The sequence below is a fragment of the Kribbella sp. NPDC026596 genome, assembly GCF_040638415.1.
Classification (GTDB): Bacteria; Actinomycetota; Actinomycetes; order Propionibacteriales; family Kribbellaceae; genus Kribbella.
Map to the genome: position 1 here is coordinate 104,123 of NZ_JBEZYF010000007.1, position 14,918 is coordinate 119,040.

The window sequence follows — 14,918 nt, forward strand, 5'->3', positions numbered from 1 at the left end:
GGTTTGGCGCGTGACAGACCCGGTTGCGCCCACGCCCGAGCCAGCACGCCTCGTCGTGCTCGTGTCAGGGTCGGGTTCGAACCTGCAGGCCCTCCTGGACGCCTCCGCCGACCCGGCGTACGGCGCTCAGGTCGTCGCCGTCGGTGCCGACCGGGAGGGGATCGCCGGGCTGGACCGGGCCGCGACCGCCGGAGTGCCGAGCTTCGTGCACAAGGTGAAGGACTACGCGGAGCGGGCCGACTGGGATCGTGCGCTGACCGCGTCGGTCGCGGAGTACAAGCCCGACCTGGTGGTGTCGGCCGGGTTCCTGAAGCTCGTCGGTGACGACTTCCTCGAGGCTTTCGGCGACCGGTACATCAACACGCACAACGCGCTGCTGCCCGCCTTCCCCGGCATCCACGGACCCCGGGACGCGCTCGAGTACGGCGTGAAGGTCGCCGGGGCGACGTTGTTCTTCGTGGACGGCGGCGTCGACACCGGGCCGATCATCGCCCAGGTCGTCGTAGACGTTGCCGACGACGACACCGAAGAAACCCTGACCGAACGGATCAAGGAGGTCGAACGCCGCCAGTTGGTGGAGTGGGTCGGCCGCCTCGTCCGCGAGGGCTGGACCATCACCGGACGAAAGGTTCGACTGAAGTGAGCACCGACCGCAGGCCGATCCGCCGGGCGCTGATCAGCGTCTACGACAAGACCGGTCTGGAGGAGCTCGCGAAGGCACTGTCCGAGGCCGGCGTCCAGATCGTGTCGACCGGTTCCACCGCGGGCCGGATCGCGGCGGCCGGCGTACCGGTGACCAAGGTCGAGGAGCTGACCGGGTTCCCGGAGTGCCTGGACGGGCGGGTCAAGACGCTGCACCCGATGGTGCACGCCGGTCTGCTCGCCGACGTCCGCAAGCCCGACCACGTCGAGCAGTTGTCCGAGATGCGGGTCGAGCCGTTCGACCTGCTGGTGAGCAACCTGTATCCGTTCACCGAGACCGTCGCGTCCGGCGCGTCGGTGGACGAGTGCATCGAGCAGATCGACATCGGTGGGCCGTCGATGGTGCGTGGCGCGGCCAAGAACCACGCCAACGTGGCTGTTGTGGTGTCTCCGTCGCGGTACGGCGAGGTCGTCGCGGCTTTGGGTGAGGGTGGCTTCTCGCTGGAGCAGCGGCAGCGGCTGGCAGCGGATGCGTTCGTACACACTGCGGAGTACGACCTGGCCGTTGCATCCTGGATGGGCAACGTGCTGACCGACACCAGTGACGGGACCGGGTTCCCGCGCTGGATCGGGTCGGCTTGGGACCGGTCCGCCGTACTGCGGTATGGCGAGAACCCGCACCAGCCGGCGGCGCTGTACCGCAACGGCTCGGACGGTCTCGCCGCGGCGGCGCAGCTGCACGGCAAGGAGATGTCGTACAACAACTACGTCGACGCCGACGCTGCCCGTCGTACGGCCTATGACTTCAGTGAGCCGGCGGTGGCGATCATCAAGCACGCGAACCCGTGCGGGATCGCGGTCGGCAAGGACATCGCCGAGGCGCACCGCCGGGCCCACGAGTGCGATCCGGTCTCGGCGTACGGCGGTGTGATCGCGACCAACCGGCCCGTGTCGGTGGACATGGCCAAGCAGGTCGCGGAGATCTTCACCGAGGTGCTCGTCGCACCGGCGTACGACGACGGCGCGGTCGAGATCCTGCAGGGCAAGAAGAACATCCGGCTCCTGGTCGCGCCTTCGGCCGCCGAGGGCGACGCCGTCGAGATGCGGGCGATCAGTGGTGGTCTGCTGCTGCAGCACCGCGATCGCTTCCAGGCGTCCGGCGACGACCCGTCCGCGTGGACGCTCGCGGCCGGCGACCCTGCCTCCCCGGAGGTTCTCGCCGACCTCGCGTTCGCCTGGAAGGCCTGCCGCGCGGTCAAGTCCAACGCGATCCTGCTGGCTTCCGACGGCGCCTCGGTCGGCGTCGGCATGGGCCAGGTCAACCGCGTGGACTCCTGCCGCCTGGCCGTCTCCCGAGCCGGCGACCGCGCCACCGGCTCCGTCGCCGCCTCCGACGCCTTCTTCCCCTTCCCCGACGGCCTGGAGGTCCTCATCGAGGGTGGCGTCAAAGCAGTAGTCCAGCCCGGCGGCTCCATCCGGGACGAGGCAGCCATCGAAGCCGCCGCCAAGGCCGGCATCACCATGTACTTCACCGGCACCCGCCACTTCTTCCACTAGAACGCAAGCCGGCACGACACCCGGTGTCCCCCGTGCCGGGCACCGGCCCAAAGGACGCCAGGGAAACCCCACGGCTAGTTCGGGACTATGAGGCCCAGGGTGATGATGGCGGCGCCGGTGGCCAGGAGGAAGGCGGTGTCGAACATGCGGCCTCGGACGTGGAGGAGGCCGGCGGCGGTGTCTGAGAGGGTGGCTCGGAGGAGGCCGGCGAGGACCACGCTGCCGGCGAAGATGATGACGCCGTTGCGCCAGTTGTAGAAGGTGAGGACGACGAGACCGGTCGCCGCCACCAGCAGCGACAGGACCAGGGGCCATTCGTTGCGGCGCTGGGCTTCCCCCGCCATCAGCACGTCACGCTCGTCTCGATCGTCCGGCCGCCGCTCATCCGGCCAGGCTCGCTTCGGCCGCTTCGACGACGTTGGTGAGGAGCATCGCGCGGGTCATCGGGCCGATGCCGCCGGGCATCGGGGCGATCCACGCGGCCTGCTCACGGGCGGCCTCCTCGATGTCGCCGACGATCTTGCCCTCAGCGTTCCGGCTGGTGCCGACGTCGAGGAGTACGGCGCCCGGCTTCACCATGTCGGCGGTGATCAGGCCGGCCGAACCGGCGGCGGCGATCACGATGTCGCCCGTACGGACGACCGCGGCGAGGTCGGTGGTGCCGGTGTGGCACTGGGTCACGGTCGCGTTCTCGCTCCGCCGGGTGAACAGCAGCCCCATCGGCCGGCCAGCGGTGACGCCGCGGCCGACAACGACCACGTGGGCTCCGGCGATCGGTACGTCGTACCGCCGCAGGATCTCCACACAGCCCTTCGGCGTGCACGGCAGCGGACCGTCCTGGCCGAGGACGAGCTTGCCGAGGCTGACCGGGTGCAGGCCGTCGGCGTCCTTGACCGGGTCGATCAGGCCGAGGATCTCGTTCGTGTCGACGTGCTTGGGGAGCGGCAGTTGGACGATGAAGCCGGTGCAGTCCGGGTTCTCGTTGAGCTCGCGGACCTTCGTGGCGATCTCGTCCTGGGTCGCGGTCGCCGGCAGCTCGACCTGGATCGACGAGATCCCGACCGCCGCGCAGTCGCGGTGCTTACCCGCCACGTACGCCCGGCTGCCCGGGTCGTCCCCGACCAGGATCGTGCCGAGCCCGGGTACTACGCCCTGCTCGGCCAGCTTCGCGACCCGGACCTTCAACTCGTCCTTGATCGCCGCCGCCGTCGCCTTACCGTCCAGAATCTGCGCCGTCACGCCACCAGAGTCTGCCATGCGCGCACTCGCTCCCCGCATCCCAGCCCCTGGTGGCGTTGGATGCGGACCGCCAGGCCATCACAATCAGCGCTCGGCCGGGCTGCCACGCGGGGCGCCCGGCCGAGCTGTCGAATTGTGATGGCCTGGCGGTTCGTCAGCTGACCAGGTTGTAGACGGTGGTGTTGCCGACGGTGGTGGCGGTGTAGTTGGCGGTGACCCAGGCTTGGATCTCGGAGGCTGCGGATGAGTTGCCGCCGCCTCCGCCTTGGCCGCCGGAGATGTAGTAGGCGATCTTGCCTTCGGCGACCCATTCCTTGAACTGGGCCGGGGTAGGCGCGTCGTCGGTGCCGCTGAAGCCGCCGATGGCGATGACGGGCTTGCCGGTGGCGAGCTCGAGCGAGGCCGCCGACTGGGAACCGCTGGTGGCGGCGGCCCAGGTCGTGGTCGTCTTCTCCAGCAAAGCAGTCAGCTCACTGCTGGCCGAGGAATCCCCACCCATCCCGCCGCCTTGAGCCGACTCCGTCTCGGATGAGGAGCCGGTCGTCCCGACCGAGCCCGAGCCGGTCGTGCTTGAGCCCGTGGTTCCCGAGCCGGCGATGCCCTGGGTGGAGCCGGAGCGGCTTGGTGGGGTTCCGCCCGAGCCGCCGGTGCCGCCGCCGCCCATTGCGCTGTTGCTGGGGCCTGACGTCGGGATCGACCCGTTGTGGGTATGCGATGCAGTCGACACCGCGTACGCCGTACTCCCCAGCCCAAGCGACACCACCAACGCCAGCACCACAGCCGGCACCAGCCGCCGCACCCGACGACTACCGACCACGAGCACTGCACCAATCAAACCAACCGCGAGTACGACGTACTTCACCCACGGCACGAAGTCCGCGGTCCGGGCGAGCAACACGTAGTCCCACGCGCCCGTCGCCAGCACCATCGCAGCCAACGTCACCCGCGCCGCCAGCGAAGCCCGCTGCTGCCAAGCGATCCGAACCCCCATCGCCACCAGCCCGGCGATCGCCGGCGCCAGCGCGACCGCGTAGTACGGATGAACGGTCCCACTCATGAAGCTGAAGACCAGCGCGGTCACGATCAGCCAACCGCCGAACAGCACCAGCCCGGCCCGGACAAGTGAGGTCCGCGGTGCACGACGCGTCAGCCACAACCCACCGACCAGCGCGATCAACGCCGCAGGCAACAACCAAGAGATCTCGGTACCGAACGCGTCACCGAACATCCGCGTGATCCCCGCGCTCCCACCAAATCCGGTGTTCCCGCCGCCGCCTCCGCCACCACCGTTGCCCGAACCGCCCAACAGCCGCCCGAGCCCGTTGTAGCCGAGCGCAAGCTCCAGCAGCGAGTTGTTGGTAGATCCACCGATGTACGGGCGACTGGACGCGGGCCACAGTTCCACCAGCGCGACGTACCAACCGGCACTCACGGTCACCGCACCCAAGGCACCGAACAGATGCAGCAACCGTCGCCGCACCGACGTCGGCGCCGCGATCAGATACACCAGCGCGAACGCCGGCAGCACCAGGAACGCCTGCCCCATCTTGGTCAGGAACGCGAACCCGATTGCCACCCCCGCCAGCGCCAGCCACCGGGCCGACGCCTTCTCCAGCGAACGTACGACGAAGTACGCCGCCACCACTATCAGCAGCACGAGCAGCGCATCGGGGTTGTTGAACCGGAACATCAGTACGGCGACCGGCGTCAACGCCAGCGCGGACCCGGCGATCAGCCCGGCCACCGGACCGGACACGCGCTTCACGGTCAGATAGAGCAGCCCGACGGCGGCGATCCCCATCAGCGCTTGCGGAGCCAGCACAGTGAAGCTGTTGAACCCGAAGACCCGCGCGAACGCGGTCGCGACCCAGAGCGCGGCCGGTGGTTTGTCGACCGTGATCGCGTTGCCCGCGTCGAGCGAGCCGAACAGCCAGGCCTTCCAGCTTTGTGTCCCCGCCAGCTCGGCCGCGGCGTAGAAGCTGTTGCCGTACCCGGAGGCGGTCAAGTTCCACAGGTAGAGGAAGGCCGTGCCGATCAGCAGTGAGAGCGCGGCCGGTCGAACATACGCCGCCTGTTCAGCCGGCCCACGCATGAGCCGCGGGAGCCGGCCCGGTGGTCGCGCCGGCGGGTCGGCACTGAGCGGCTCGGCGGTGGTGCGGGGTCGATCGAGCACGGTCGTCATCGGTCTTCTCCAGTCCGTTCGAGAGGTTCCACTCGAACGATGACAAGCCGGACTCCCACCACCCTGGACGTGCGCTGGGAGCTTCCTGTGAGCCCATCCGGGAATGCGCACTCGCTTGCCCCGGTTGAGGCAGATAGTTTATTCTTGAACTACCCGAGCAAGGAGAAGCCCATGCCCGCCGTGACCGTCAGTGACATCACTGTGCTGCCCCGCGTTCATCAGCCGGATCCGGCCGTCGCGCAGGAGCGGGCGGTGAAGTCGGTGACCTCCGCCCCGAGTGGATACGAAGGTGAGGGGTTCCCGGTGCGGCGCGCGTTCGCGGGCGTGGATCTGCGTGATCTGGACCCGTTCATTCACATGGACCAGATGGGTGAGGTCGAGTACGCGCCGGGTGAGCCGAAAGGGACGCCGTGGCACCCGCACCGTGGGTTCGAGACCGTCACCTACATGCTCGACGGGATCATGGAGCACCAGGACTCCAACGGCGGCGGCGGTGTCATCTCCAACGGCGACACGCAGTGGATGACTGCCGGAAGCGGGCTTCTGCACATCGAGACCCCGCCAGAGCACCTGGTGCTGAGCGGCGGCCTGTTCCACGGCATCCAGCTCTGGGTGAACCTGCCGAAGGCGCAGAAGTGGGCGCCGCCGCGCTACCAGGACATCCGTGGCGGTGACTCGGCCCTGCTGTCCACCGCGGACGGCGGCGCGCTGATCCGCGTGATCGCGGGCTCGGTCGACGGCCACGACGGCCCCGGCTCGACTCACACCCCGATCACCTTGGTGCACGCGACCGTCAGCCCGGGTGCCGAGCTCGTGCTCCCGTGGCAGCCGGACTACAACGCGCTCGTCTACGTCCTCGCGGGTCAGGGCACCGTCGGCGCCGAGCGCCGGCCGATCCGCAAGGGTCAGCTCGCCGCGTTCGGCCCCGGCGACACGATCCGTACGGCGGCCAGTACGACGCAGTCGCAGGCCGAACCCAACCTCGACGTCCTCGTCCTCGGCGGCCGCCCGATTCGCGAGCCTGTCGCGATGGCCGGACCGTTCGTGATGAACACGCGCGCCGAGGTCATCCAGGCCTTCGAGGACTTCCAGGCCGGCAAGCTCGGAACCATCCCGGCGGTCCACGGTGCGCCGACGGAGCTGCGCAGTACCGAGTAGGTCTGACCTGGACAACCTGAAGCCCCGGTTCTACCTTAAAAACAAGGGGATCGGGGTTTCAGGGGGGCAACATGTCGCGTTTCCGTAAGCCGGCGCGGGGCGCGCCCGCAGTGGCGCTGGCGAGCAGGCCGACGACACCGTTCCCGGCCTCGGTTCCCTTGCCGGTCGACTTCCAGCCCGACGGCATCGCCACCGGCCCGAAGGACACGTTCTACGTGGGATCGCTGACCAGCGGTGACATCTATCGAGGAAGCCTGCGGACCGGTGCCGGGCAGATCTTCGTCCACGCGCCGCCGGGCCGGGCAGCCGTCGGGATGCGGGTCGGGCGGTCCGCCAAGCGGCTCTGGGTCGCCGGCGGTGCCACTGGACACGCGTTCGTGTACAGCACCAACGGCGGTTCGACGGTCGCGGACCTGAGGCTGACCCGCACCACCAACACCTTGATCAACGACGTCACGGTGACCGGCAACGCCGCCTACTTCACCGATACGTTCAAGCCGGTGGTCTACAAGATCCCGATCGGCCCTCGCGGTTGGATCGGCGCACCGCGGACCGTGCGGCTGAGCGGACCGGCCGCGGTGATGGACGACAGCCCGAACCTGAACGGCATCGACGCCACCCGCGACGGCAGACGGCTGATTCTCGCCCACTCCTCCCGCGCCACGCTGTACCTGGTCGACCCGGCAACCGGCGCCAGCCGGGCCATCGACATCACCGGCGGGGAGCTCACTGCTGGTGCGCCGGGCGGCATCCTGCTGGACGGCAGGACCTTGTGGGTCGTGGAGAACTTCGCGAACCGCCTGGTCAGGGTGAAACTCAGCCGCGACCTGACCAGGGGCCGCATCACCGAGGTCGTCACCGACGACCTGTTCCGGATGCCGACCACGATCGCGGAGGACGGCCACCGGCTCGCGCTGGTCAACGGGCGCCGCGACCTCGGGACCCCGCCGCCGTTCGGGCCCGGCGCTCCGCCCGGTACCGACTTCGACGTGGTCCAACTCGGCAAGTCCTGATCAGCCCTCCGGGTAGAAGAGGAACAGGGTGCACCCCTGCGCTGACTGAGGTACGTGCGACGACCCGGCCGGGCAATGGATGAACGAGCCGGCCGGGTAGTCGCGGGTCCCGTCGTTGAAGACGCCGTCGACGACGTACACCTCCTCCGGCCCGGGCTCGTGGACGTCTATGCCCTCCCAGCTGGAGCCGGGGTCCATCTCGAGCACATGGGCCGTGGCGACGCCGCCGGACCACAGCGACCGCAGCCTGATGCCGGGGAAGAGTTCGCGCACGGGTACGTCGGCGACGGACGCCGACTCGAAGGTCTGCATGCCTCGATCATGCAGTTTTCCACAGGCTTGTCCCCAGTGTCTGGATAGTCCTGATCAGGTACTTTTCTGCCATGGACCAGCATCGTGTCGTCGCGCTCGTGACGGCACCGCAGGCGAGCTTCGAACTGGGGTGCGCGGCGGCGGTGTTCCGCACCGAGCGCTACCGCTTCAGCGTGTGCACCGAACGGCCCGGCCCGATCCGGACCACCGAGGGCTTCGACATGCTGGTCACCTCCGGGCTGCGTGCCCTCGACCGGGCCGACACGATCATCGTCCCCGGCTGGCTGCCGATCGGCCGTGAGCCGTCTTCCGTCGTACTGCGCGCGCTCGGCCGGGCGCATCGGCGGGGAGCTCGCCTGGTCAGCATCTGCTCGGGGGCGTACGCGCTGGCCGCGACCGGCCTGCTCGATGGCCGCCGGATCACCACCCACTGGCGGTACGCCGACGAGCTGCAGCGCAGCTTCCCCGCTGTGCAGGTGGATCCCGACGTGCTCTACATCGACCACGGTGACATCGCGACGAGCGGCGGCTCCGGCACCGGGATCGACCTGTGCCTCCAACTCGTCCGCAACGACCACGGCGCCGCGTACGCCGCTCAGGTCGCCCGACGGATGGTGATGCCGCCGCATCGCGAGGGTGGTCAGGTGCAGTACCGGACCGAGGCCCCACAGTCCACCCAGTCACTGGGCGGCATACTCGACTGGGCCACCGACAACCTCGCCGAGCCGATCACCGTCGACGACCTCGCGGCCAGGCTCAACGTCTCACCGCGGACGCTCGCCCGCCGCTTCGACGAGCAACTCGGTACGGCGCCCGGACAATGGCTGCTCGCCCAGCGCATCGCCAGAACCCGAGTCCTGCTGGAGGAAACCGACCTCCCGGTCGACACGATCGCCACCCGCGTCGGCCTGTCGTCGGCCACCAACCTGCGCCGCCGCTTCCGCACCGCCCTGCGAACGACCCCCAGCGCCTACCGGCGCGCCTTCCGCGCTCAGAAGTCCCCGATGAAGTCCCCGGAGTTGTCGAGGTCGATGTAGTAGGCGATGCGCGGGTCGTCCGGATCCGCTCCGTACGTCTCGACGAAACGGCGAGCGGCCGACGATCCGCCGTACTGGGGATTTGAGCTCGCCGCGGAGGCTCTTGAACATCAGCGCGAGATCGACGTACCGATCTCCGGCGCCGAGTCGGCTGAGGTCGAGAATGCCGGTTCGCTGGTCAGCAGCCAGTTGTTGCCGCGATCAACGATCCGCGGACAGGGGAACCCGGTCGCACCGAGCCAAGCGAGCCGGTCCGCCTCGGCGTCGATCCCCGGTCCGGCCTTGTAGTAAAGGCGTTCCGGCCCACGATCGAGCCGTACGACGGTCGCCGCGGAGTTCCCGAGGTGGATCGGCTCGGCGCCGGAAGCGCCGAACCGATCCACCAGAGCGTCAAGATCCACTCACCGAAGATTACGGTGCAACGCCGAGATCAGCTCCCCATTTGCGGTATCACCGTCGAGCGACCAGATCATCGCGCCGCCGAGATCGCGGTGCGAGATGTACTGCGCCTTGCGCTTCATCTCGACCGGGTCGTCCCAGGTCCAGAACGTCGTACCGTCGAACAGCCAGGCGAATCCGGCCTTGTTGTCCCGGTAGACGGTGTAGTTGGACAGGGTCGCCTTGAGGTAGCGGTAGTCCTCGGTACCGGCCTCGAACGTCGCCGGTGCGGGACCGGTCGACGGCTGGAACAGGCCGTTGTTCTGGTTCGTCACGCCGGTCCAGCCGTGGGAGTAGAACGGCACGCCCATCACCAGCTTGCTCCGCGGCGCACCGCGGGACAGGTAGGCGTCGATCGTCACCTGCGAGCTGAACTCCGGCGTGGTCGGATCGGCCTTCGGTCCGTCGATCGCCGACTGCTGGTTCGTCAGTTGTTCCCAGGGGCCGTGGTAGTCGTAGCCCTGCGTCGTACCGAAGGTCAGGTCCTTGAACAGTTTGCGGACCTCGAAGCCGTTGTCGATCATCGTCGGGTTCGCCGGCAGGAACGCGGTCAGGTTGTAGCGACCGGGCCGGGACAGCCGGTCCAACTGCGTGCGGTACTCGTGCACGAGGGCGGTGAAGTTCTGCTTGTCCTCGGGCCGGATCACGTTGCCCGGATTGCCTTCGCTGCCGGGCCACTCCCAGTCGAGGTCGATCCCGTCGAAGATCCCCTTCGCCGCGCCCGCGGGCAGGCCGGGCAGGTTGCCCTTCAGCCACATGTCCAGGCACGACTTCACGTGCGCGGCTCGCGACGCCGGAGTGAGGGCGGCGTCGGAGAAGGTGGCCGAGCCGGTCCAGCCGCCGAGCGAGATGCTGATGTGCAGCTTCGGGTACTTCTGCTTCAACTGCTTGAGCTGGTTGAGATTGCCGTTGAGCACCTGCCCGGGTGCGTCGGCCGTGCCGTTGACGCTCTGCTCGGCGGTGAACGGCCGCTGGTAGTCGGCCCACGGGTCGCTGCTCACGCAGTTCCCCTGTGCGTCGACGAATCCGAACGCGTAGTTGATCTGGGTCAGCCGGGCCGCCGACCCGTTCTTGACCAGATCGCTGACCAGGAAGTTCCGGGCGTACCCACTCCAGTTGGTGTAGTACCCCACCACGCGCTTGTCGCTGCCGTGTGCTTCGGCCGGTACGGCGGAGACCCCCGCCAGCACCACCGCGGACGCCACCAGCAACCCCACGCTCCGACGTTTCATTTGCAACCCCCATCGGGCGGTCCAAGGGACGAATTGCGCACACAGTAGGCCGGTTCCGTGGACTTACACAATGTCTCTGCAAAAACTAGTCTGGGGTGGTGATCAGACCTGCGACCGAGTCCGATGCCGAGGCAGTCACGGCGATCGCCCAAGCGGCGTTCGAGCACTACATCCCGCGGATCGGGCTTCCGCCGGTCCCGATGCTGGTCGACTACCCGGCCGTCATCCGGTCCGGCAAGGTCTGGGTCGCGGTCGTGGACGCGGTGGTCGCCGGTTTCGTGCTGCTCGAGGACAAGCCGGATGCGCTGCTGCTCGACGTACTCGCGGTCTCCCCAACCGCCCAGGGACGCGGCCTCGGGGCCGCGTTGCTGGCGTTCACCGAAGCCCAGGCGCGCGCCCGCGGCTACGCGGCGATCGTTCTCTACACGAACGCGGCGATGACCGAGAACCTCGCCTACTACCCGCGGCACGGGTACGTCGAGACCGGCCGGGAGACCGTCGGCGACCGGCACCGCGTCTTCTTCCGGAAGAGCCTCACGTAGGGTCCCGGTATGACGAGTGTGCGTGAGGATCTGGCGCCGTCCGGCGTACTGCGGGCGTTCATCAACCTGGGGAATCCGGTGCTGGCGCAGGGGACGCCGGAGGAGCCGGCCGGGGTGACCGTCGATATCGCACGCGAGCTGGCCCGGCGGCTCGAGGTGCCGGTGGAACTGGTCTGTTTCGACGCGGCCCGGAAGTCCTTCGAGGCGATGACGACCGGTCAGGCCGACATCTGCTTCCTCGCGATCGACCCGGCGCGTGCGGGTGAGGTCGCGTTCACCGAGCCGTACGTCGTGATCGAAGGCGTCTTCGCCGTTCCGGCCGGGTCCGGGCTGACCACGGTCGCCGAGGTGGATGCTCCTGGTGTCCGGATCGGCGTGCGGAAGGGGTCGGCGTACGACTTGTACCTGACCCGCGAGTTGCGGCAGGCAACGGTTGTCCGGAGTGACGAAGGTGTCGACGTGTTCCTGGCCGAAGGGCTGGAGGCAACGGCCGGGGTTCGGCAGCCGATCACCCAGTTCGTGGCCGAGAACCCCGGGGTCCGGCTGATCGACGAGCGATTCATGGAGATTCGGCAGGCCGTCGGTACGACCAAGACGCGCAGTTCCGAGACCGTTGCCTACCTCCACGGTGTGGTCGAGGAGCTCAAGGCGAGCGGCTTCGTCGCCGAATCCCTGATCCGCTCGAACCAACCCGACGCCGCCGTCGCCCCGCCCGCCTGATGCCGTTGCCCTAACGGGCAGTGAGCAGGCAACGCTGGACGTTCTCGTCGGCCGCGACGACCGAGGAGACGCCGCTGCCCCTGCTCGGGGTTCGCTACCAGCCGGTGGTGGACAGCCACAACACGGCTGAGCGCAAGCCGGTCACCGTGCTGCCGGTGCTGATCGACGCCCAGCCGGGTGCGACGGTGCCGGGGATCAAGAAGCTGGAGATCCAGGTCTCCGTCGACGGCGGCAAGACCTGGCACCCGGCCGGCGTCGTGCCGTCCGGTCACGGCACCTACAAGGCGATCTTCGCGACCCCCAAGGGCACCACGATCTCCCTCAAGTCCCACCTGCTAGACGCCACAGGCAACACCACAGACCTAACAGTCGTCAACGCCTACCCCCTCCGATAAAAGCCCGCGTGCCCCGGGCTCCGCCCGGGGCACGCGGTAACAGAAGAGCCGAGGAGCCGCGAGGGGCGCTGCGATGGTTGCTGCAGCGTGCGGCTTCTCCAACTAACCCGCGCCCCGGGCGAAGCCCGGGGCGCGGTTCTGGTTTTGTTTTTGGTGGGGTCAGCCCAGAAGCTTGAGGGCGGCTACCGCGTCGCGTTCTTCGGCGAGTTCGGTGGTGCTGGCGTCGATTCGGGTTCGGGAGAAGTCGTTGATGTCCAGGCCCTGGACGATCTCCCAGTTGCCGTCCTTGGTGGTGACGGGGAAGGAGGAGATCAGCCCCTCGGGGACGCCGTACGAACCGTCGGACACGACCGCCATCGAGAGCCAGTCGCCGTCGGCCGAGCCGCGCAGCCAGTCGCGGGTGTGGTCGATGGTGGCGGCCGCGGCGGACGCCGCCGACGACGCGCCGCGCGCCTCGATGATCGCGGCGCCGCGCTTCTGCACGGTCGGGATGAAGTCGTTCTCCAGCCACGCAGTGCCTTCAGGGTCGTTCGCCACCAATTCGGCCGCGTTCTTGCCCGCCACCTCGGCGTGGAAGATGTCCGGGTACTGGGTCGCGGAGTGGTTGCCCCAGATCGTCACCTTCTTCAGGTCGGTGACGTGCGTACCGGTCTTCTTCGCCAGTTGCGCGAGCGCGCGGTTGTGGTCCAGCCGGGTCAGCGCGGCGAACCGCTCGGCCGGGATGTCCGGCGCGTTGCTCTTCGCGATCAGCGCGTTCGTGTTGGCCGGGTTGCCGGTCACGGTGATCCGGATGTCGTCCGCGGCGTGCTCGTTCAGCGCCTTGCCCTGGACGGTGAAGATCGCGCCGTTCGCCTCCAGCAGGTCGCCTCGCTCCATGCCCTTGGTCCGCGGCCGTGCACCCACCAGGAGCGCGACGTTGGCACCGTCGAAGATGACGTTCGGGTCGTCGCCGATCTCCACACCCGCCAGCGTCGGGAAGGCGGAGTCGTCGAGCTCCATCACGACGCCCTCGAGCGCCTTCAGTGCCGGGGTGATCTCCAGCAGCCGGAGCTCGACCGGCGTGTCCGGCCCGAGCAGTGCGCCGCTCGCGATCCGGAACAGCAGGCTGTAGCCGATCTGACCAGCGGCCCCGGTAACGGCCACCTTCACCGGTGTAGTGCTCACGACACGCTCCTCGAACTCATTTGACTGTGTGCTTCGGACGCTAGCAAGCCGCGCGCCCAACCCCAACGCTGGGGGCGGACCGAATTGCTCACATCCCGATGCATCATTCACCGACCGGCCATCCGGCGTACGTGGGGCCGCCGCTGCTGTGCTTGAGGGTTTCTCACAATTCCTGATTTGTAAGGAGACTTTCATGAAGCGATTGGTCCCGGTCGCTGTTTCGGCGCTCGCCCTCGCTGCCTCGTTCCTGGTCCCGCAGCCCCAGACCGTCGAAGCCGGCAACCACGACGACTTCGTCATCGTCGGGCACCGAGGGGCTTCCGGATACCGGCCCGAGCACACGCTGGCGTCGTACGAGCTGGCGGCGCGGATGGGCGCCGACTACATCGAGCCCGACCTGGTCACCACCAAGGACCGCGTCCTGGTCGCCCGGCACGAGCCGGAGATCGGCGGTACGACGGACGTCGCGGCGCACCCGGAGTTCGCCGGGCGGAAGAAGACCAAGCTGCTCGACGGGGTCGCGGTCACCGGCTGGTTCACCGAGGACTTCACGCTGGCCGAGCTGAAGACGCTGCGTGCCAAGGAGCGGATCCCGGCGATCCGGCAGCACAACACGGTGTTCGACGGGCATTACCAGATCCCGACGTTCCAGGAAGTGATCGACCTCAGCCGCCGCCTCTCCAAGGAGCTCGGCCGCCCGATCGGGATCTACCCGGAGACCAAGCACCCGACCTACTTCCAGCAGCAGGGCCTGGCGCTCGAGCCCGAGCTGGTCAAGGTCCTGAACCGCAACGGCCTGAACCGTAAGGACGCCAAGGTGTTCGTGCAGTCCTTCGAGGTATCCAACCTGAAGGCCCTGCACCCGCAGCTCCGGGTCCCGCTGGTCCAGCTGACGAGCTCGGCCGGCGCGCCGTACGACTTCGTCGCGTCCGGCGACAAGCGCACGTACGCCGACATCGTGAGCGCCGCCGGGCTTCGTGAGGTCGCGAAGTACGCCGACGGCCTCGGTCCCTCGAAGGATCAGGTCATCCCGCTCGACGCGACCGGCAAGCTCGGCAAGCCGACCAGCCTGGTCGCCGACGCGCACCGGGCCGGCCTGGTCGTCCACCCGTACACCTTCCGGGTCGAGAACTCCTTCCTCCCGGCCGACTTCGACAGCTCCGCGGTGCAGACCGACTCGGGCAATCTGTTCGGCGAGATCGCGGCGTACCGCAAGGCCGGGATCGACGGGCTGTTCACCGACAACACCGACATCGCGGTGGCGCAGGAGCGGGAGGCGCGCTAGCT

The 14,918-nt window shown here is 68.5% G+C and carries 16 protein-coding genes; 9 read left to right on the plus strand and 7 right to left on the minus strand.

The window, feature by feature from the left end; genetic code table 11:
• Positions 1-10 precede the first annotated feature (10 nt).
• A complete protein-coding gene (purN, locus tag AB0E63_RS08095) occupies positions 11-643 on the plus strand; it encodes a phosphoribosylglycinamide formyltransferase (protein ID WP_360363069.1) in 633 nt (210 codons plus the stop codon).
• A complete protein-coding gene (gene purH, locus AB0E63_RS08100) occupies positions 640-2,199 on the plus strand; it encodes a bifunctional phosphoribosylaminoimidazolecarboxamide formyltransferase/IMP cyclohydrolase (protein ID WP_360363071.1) in 1,560 nt (519 codons plus the stop codon). Before purN ends, purH begins: the two co-directional genes overlap by 4 nt.
• Positions 2,200-2,273: 74 nt before the next feature.
• Here purH and AB0E63_RS08105 read toward each other — a convergent pair whose 3' ends face one another.
• The 3 genes from AB0E63_RS08105 to AB0E63_RS08115 form a co-directional block, all read right to left on the minus strand.
• Positions 2,274-2,543, minus strand: a complete 270-nt coding sequence (locus AB0E63_RS08105) for a DUF3017 domain-containing protein (RefSeq protein WP_360363273.1) — start codon at positions 2,541-2,543, stop codon at positions 2,274-2,276.
• A 37-nt stretch (positions 2,544-2,580) separates the two neighbouring features.
• Positions 2,581-3,438: a bifunctional methylenetetrahydrofolate dehydrogenase/methenyltetrahydrofolate cyclohydrolase gene (locus tag AB0E63_RS08110; RefSeq protein ID WP_360363073.1), complete on the minus strand. Its 858-nt coding sequence runs from the start codon at positions 3,436-3,438 to the stop codon at positions 2,581-2,583.
• A gap of 154 nt (positions 3,439-3,592) precedes the next feature.
• Positions 3,593-5,620: a glycosyltransferase family 39 protein gene (locus AB0E63_RS08115; protein ID WP_360363075.1), complete on the minus strand. Its 2,028-nt coding sequence runs from the start codon at positions 5,618-5,620 to the stop codon at positions 3,593-3,595.
• Between the two features lie 171 nt (positions 5,621-5,791).
• Between AB0E63_RS08115 and AB0E63_RS08120 the strand changes: the two genes are divergently transcribed.
• Both AB0E63_RS08120 and AB0E63_RS08125 read left to right on the plus strand, forming a co-directional pair.
• On the plus strand, positions 5,792-6,778 hold the full coding sequence (locus AB0E63_RS08120; RefSeq protein WP_360363077.1) for a pirin family protein: 987 nt from the start codon (positions 5,792-5,794) through the stop codon (positions 6,776-6,778).
• 71 nt (positions 6,779-6,849) lie between these two features.
• The gene (locus AB0E63_RS08125) at positions 6,850-7,791 is read left to right on the plus strand and encodes a hypothetical protein (protein WP_360363079.1); all 942 of its coding nucleotides are present in this window, start codon (positions 6,850-6,852) and stop codon (positions 7,789-7,791) included.
• Here AB0E63_RS08125 and AB0E63_RS08130 read toward each other — a convergent pair whose 3' ends face one another.
• Positions 7,792-8,103 carry a cupin domain-containing protein gene (locus AB0E63_RS08130; RefSeq protein ID WP_360363081.1) on the minus strand — a complete coding sequence of 104 codons (312 nt, stop codon included), beginning with the start codon at positions 8,101-8,103 and terminating at the stop codon, positions 7,792-7,794. It abuts the gene before it with no gap.
• A gap of 71 nt (positions 8,104-8,174) precedes the next feature.
• Here AB0E63_RS08130 and AB0E63_RS08135 point away from each other — a divergent pair, with 71 nt between their 5' ends.
• Complete coding sequence (locus tag AB0E63_RS08135; RefSeq protein ID WP_360363083.1) at positions 8,175-9,140, plus strand: helix-turn-helix domain-containing protein; 966 nt, start codon at positions 8,175-8,177, stop codon at positions 9,138-9,140.
• 110 nt (positions 9,141-9,250) lie between these two features.
• Here the strand turns inward: AB0E63_RS08135 and AB0E63_RS08140 are convergent, their stop codons facing one another.
• Both AB0E63_RS08140 and AB0E63_RS08145 read right to left on the minus strand, forming a co-directional pair.
• Positions 9,251-9,541, minus strand: coding sequence for a hypothetical protein (locus AB0E63_RS08140; RefSeq protein WP_360363085.1), 291 nt, complete (start codon positions 9,539-9,541; stop codon positions 9,251-9,253).
• Positions 9,542-10,810: a glycoside hydrolase family 18 protein gene (locus AB0E63_RS08145; RefSeq protein WP_360363087.1), complete on the minus strand. Its 1,269-nt coding sequence runs from the start codon at positions 10,808-10,810 to the stop codon at positions 9,542-9,544. It abuts the gene before it with no gap.
• A 98-nt stretch (positions 10,811-10,908) separates the two neighbouring features.
• Between AB0E63_RS08145 and AB0E63_RS08150 the strand changes: the two genes are divergently transcribed.
• From AB0E63_RS08150 to AB0E63_RS08160, 3 genes are read left to right on the plus strand one after another with little or no spacing between them, the layout of a single operon-like run.
• A complete protein-coding gene (locus tag AB0E63_RS08150; RefSeq protein WP_360363089.1) occupies positions 10,909-11,352 on the plus strand; it encodes a GNAT family N-acetyltransferase in 444 nt (147 codons plus the stop codon).
• A 9-nt stretch (positions 11,353-11,361) separates the two neighbouring features.
• Positions 11,362-12,072: a transporter substrate-binding domain-containing protein gene (locus tag AB0E63_RS08155; RefSeq protein ID WP_360363091.1), complete on the plus strand. Its 711-nt coding sequence runs from the start codon at positions 11,362-11,364 to the stop codon at positions 12,070-12,072.
• A gap of 20 nt (positions 12,073-12,092) precedes the next feature.
• Positions 12,093-12,467 carry a hypothetical protein gene (locus tag AB0E63_RS08160; RefSeq protein ID WP_360363092.1) on the plus strand — a complete coding sequence of 125 codons (375 nt, stop codon included), beginning with the start codon at positions 12,093-12,095 and terminating at the stop codon, positions 12,465-12,467.
• Between the two features lie 159 nt (positions 12,468-12,626).
• Here AB0E63_RS08160 and AB0E63_RS08165 read toward each other — a convergent pair whose 3' ends face one another.
• Positions 12,627-13,631, minus strand: a complete 1,005-nt coding sequence (locus AB0E63_RS08165; protein WP_360363093.1) for a malate dehydrogenase — start codon at positions 13,629-13,631, stop codon at positions 12,627-12,629.
• A 193-nt stretch (positions 13,632-13,824) separates the two neighbouring features.
• Here AB0E63_RS08165 and AB0E63_RS08170 point away from each other — a divergent pair, with 193 nt between their 5' ends.
• Positions 13,825-14,916 carry a glycerophosphodiester phosphodiesterase gene (locus AB0E63_RS08170; RefSeq protein ID WP_360363094.1) on the plus strand — a complete coding sequence of 364 codons (1,092 nt, stop codon included), beginning with the start codon at positions 13,825-13,827 and terminating at the stop codon, positions 14,914-14,916.
• The last annotated feature ends 2 nt before the right edge of the window (positions 14,917-14,918 follow it).

Excerpts from the sequence above, each read along its gene's own strand:
- AB0E63_RS08105 (WP_360363273.1), bottom strand. The coding sequence starts at position 2,543 with ATGGCGGGGGAAGCCCAGCGCCGCAACGAATGGCCCCTGGTCCTGTCG.
- AB0E63_RS08115 (WP_360363075.1), bottom strand. The coding sequence starts at position 5,620 with ATGACGACCGTGCTCGATCGACCCCGCACCACCGCCGAGCCGCTCAGT.
- AB0E63_RS08120 (WP_360363077.1), top strand. The coding sequence starts at position 5,792 with ATGCCCGCCGTGACCGTCAGTGACATCACTGTGCTGCCCCGCGTTCAT.
- AB0E63_RS08125 (WP_360363079.1), top strand. The coding sequence starts at position 6,850 with ATGTCGCGTTTCCGTAAGCCGGCGCGGGGCGCGCCCGCAGTGGCGCTG.
- AB0E63_RS08130 (WP_360363081.1), bottom strand. The coding sequence starts at position 8,103 with ATGCAGACCTTCGAGTCGGCGTCCGTCGCCGACGTACCCGTGCGCGAA.
- AB0E63_RS08135 (WP_360363083.1), top strand. The coding sequence starts at position 8,175 with ATGGACCAGCATCGTGTCGTCGCGCTCGTGACGGCACCGCAGGCGAGC.
- AB0E63_RS08145 (WP_360363087.1), bottom strand. The coding sequence starts at position 10,810 with ATGAAACGTCGGAGCGTGGGGTTGCTGGTGGCGTCCGCGGTGGTGCTG.
- AB0E63_RS08155 (WP_360363091.1), top strand. The coding sequence starts at position 11,362 with ATGACGAGTGTGCGTGAGGATCTGGCGCCGTCCGGCGTACTGCGGGCG.
- AB0E63_RS08170 (WP_360363094.1), top strand. The coding sequence starts at position 13,825 with ATGAAGCGATTGGTCCCGGTCGCTGTTTCGGCGCTCGCCCTCGCTGCC.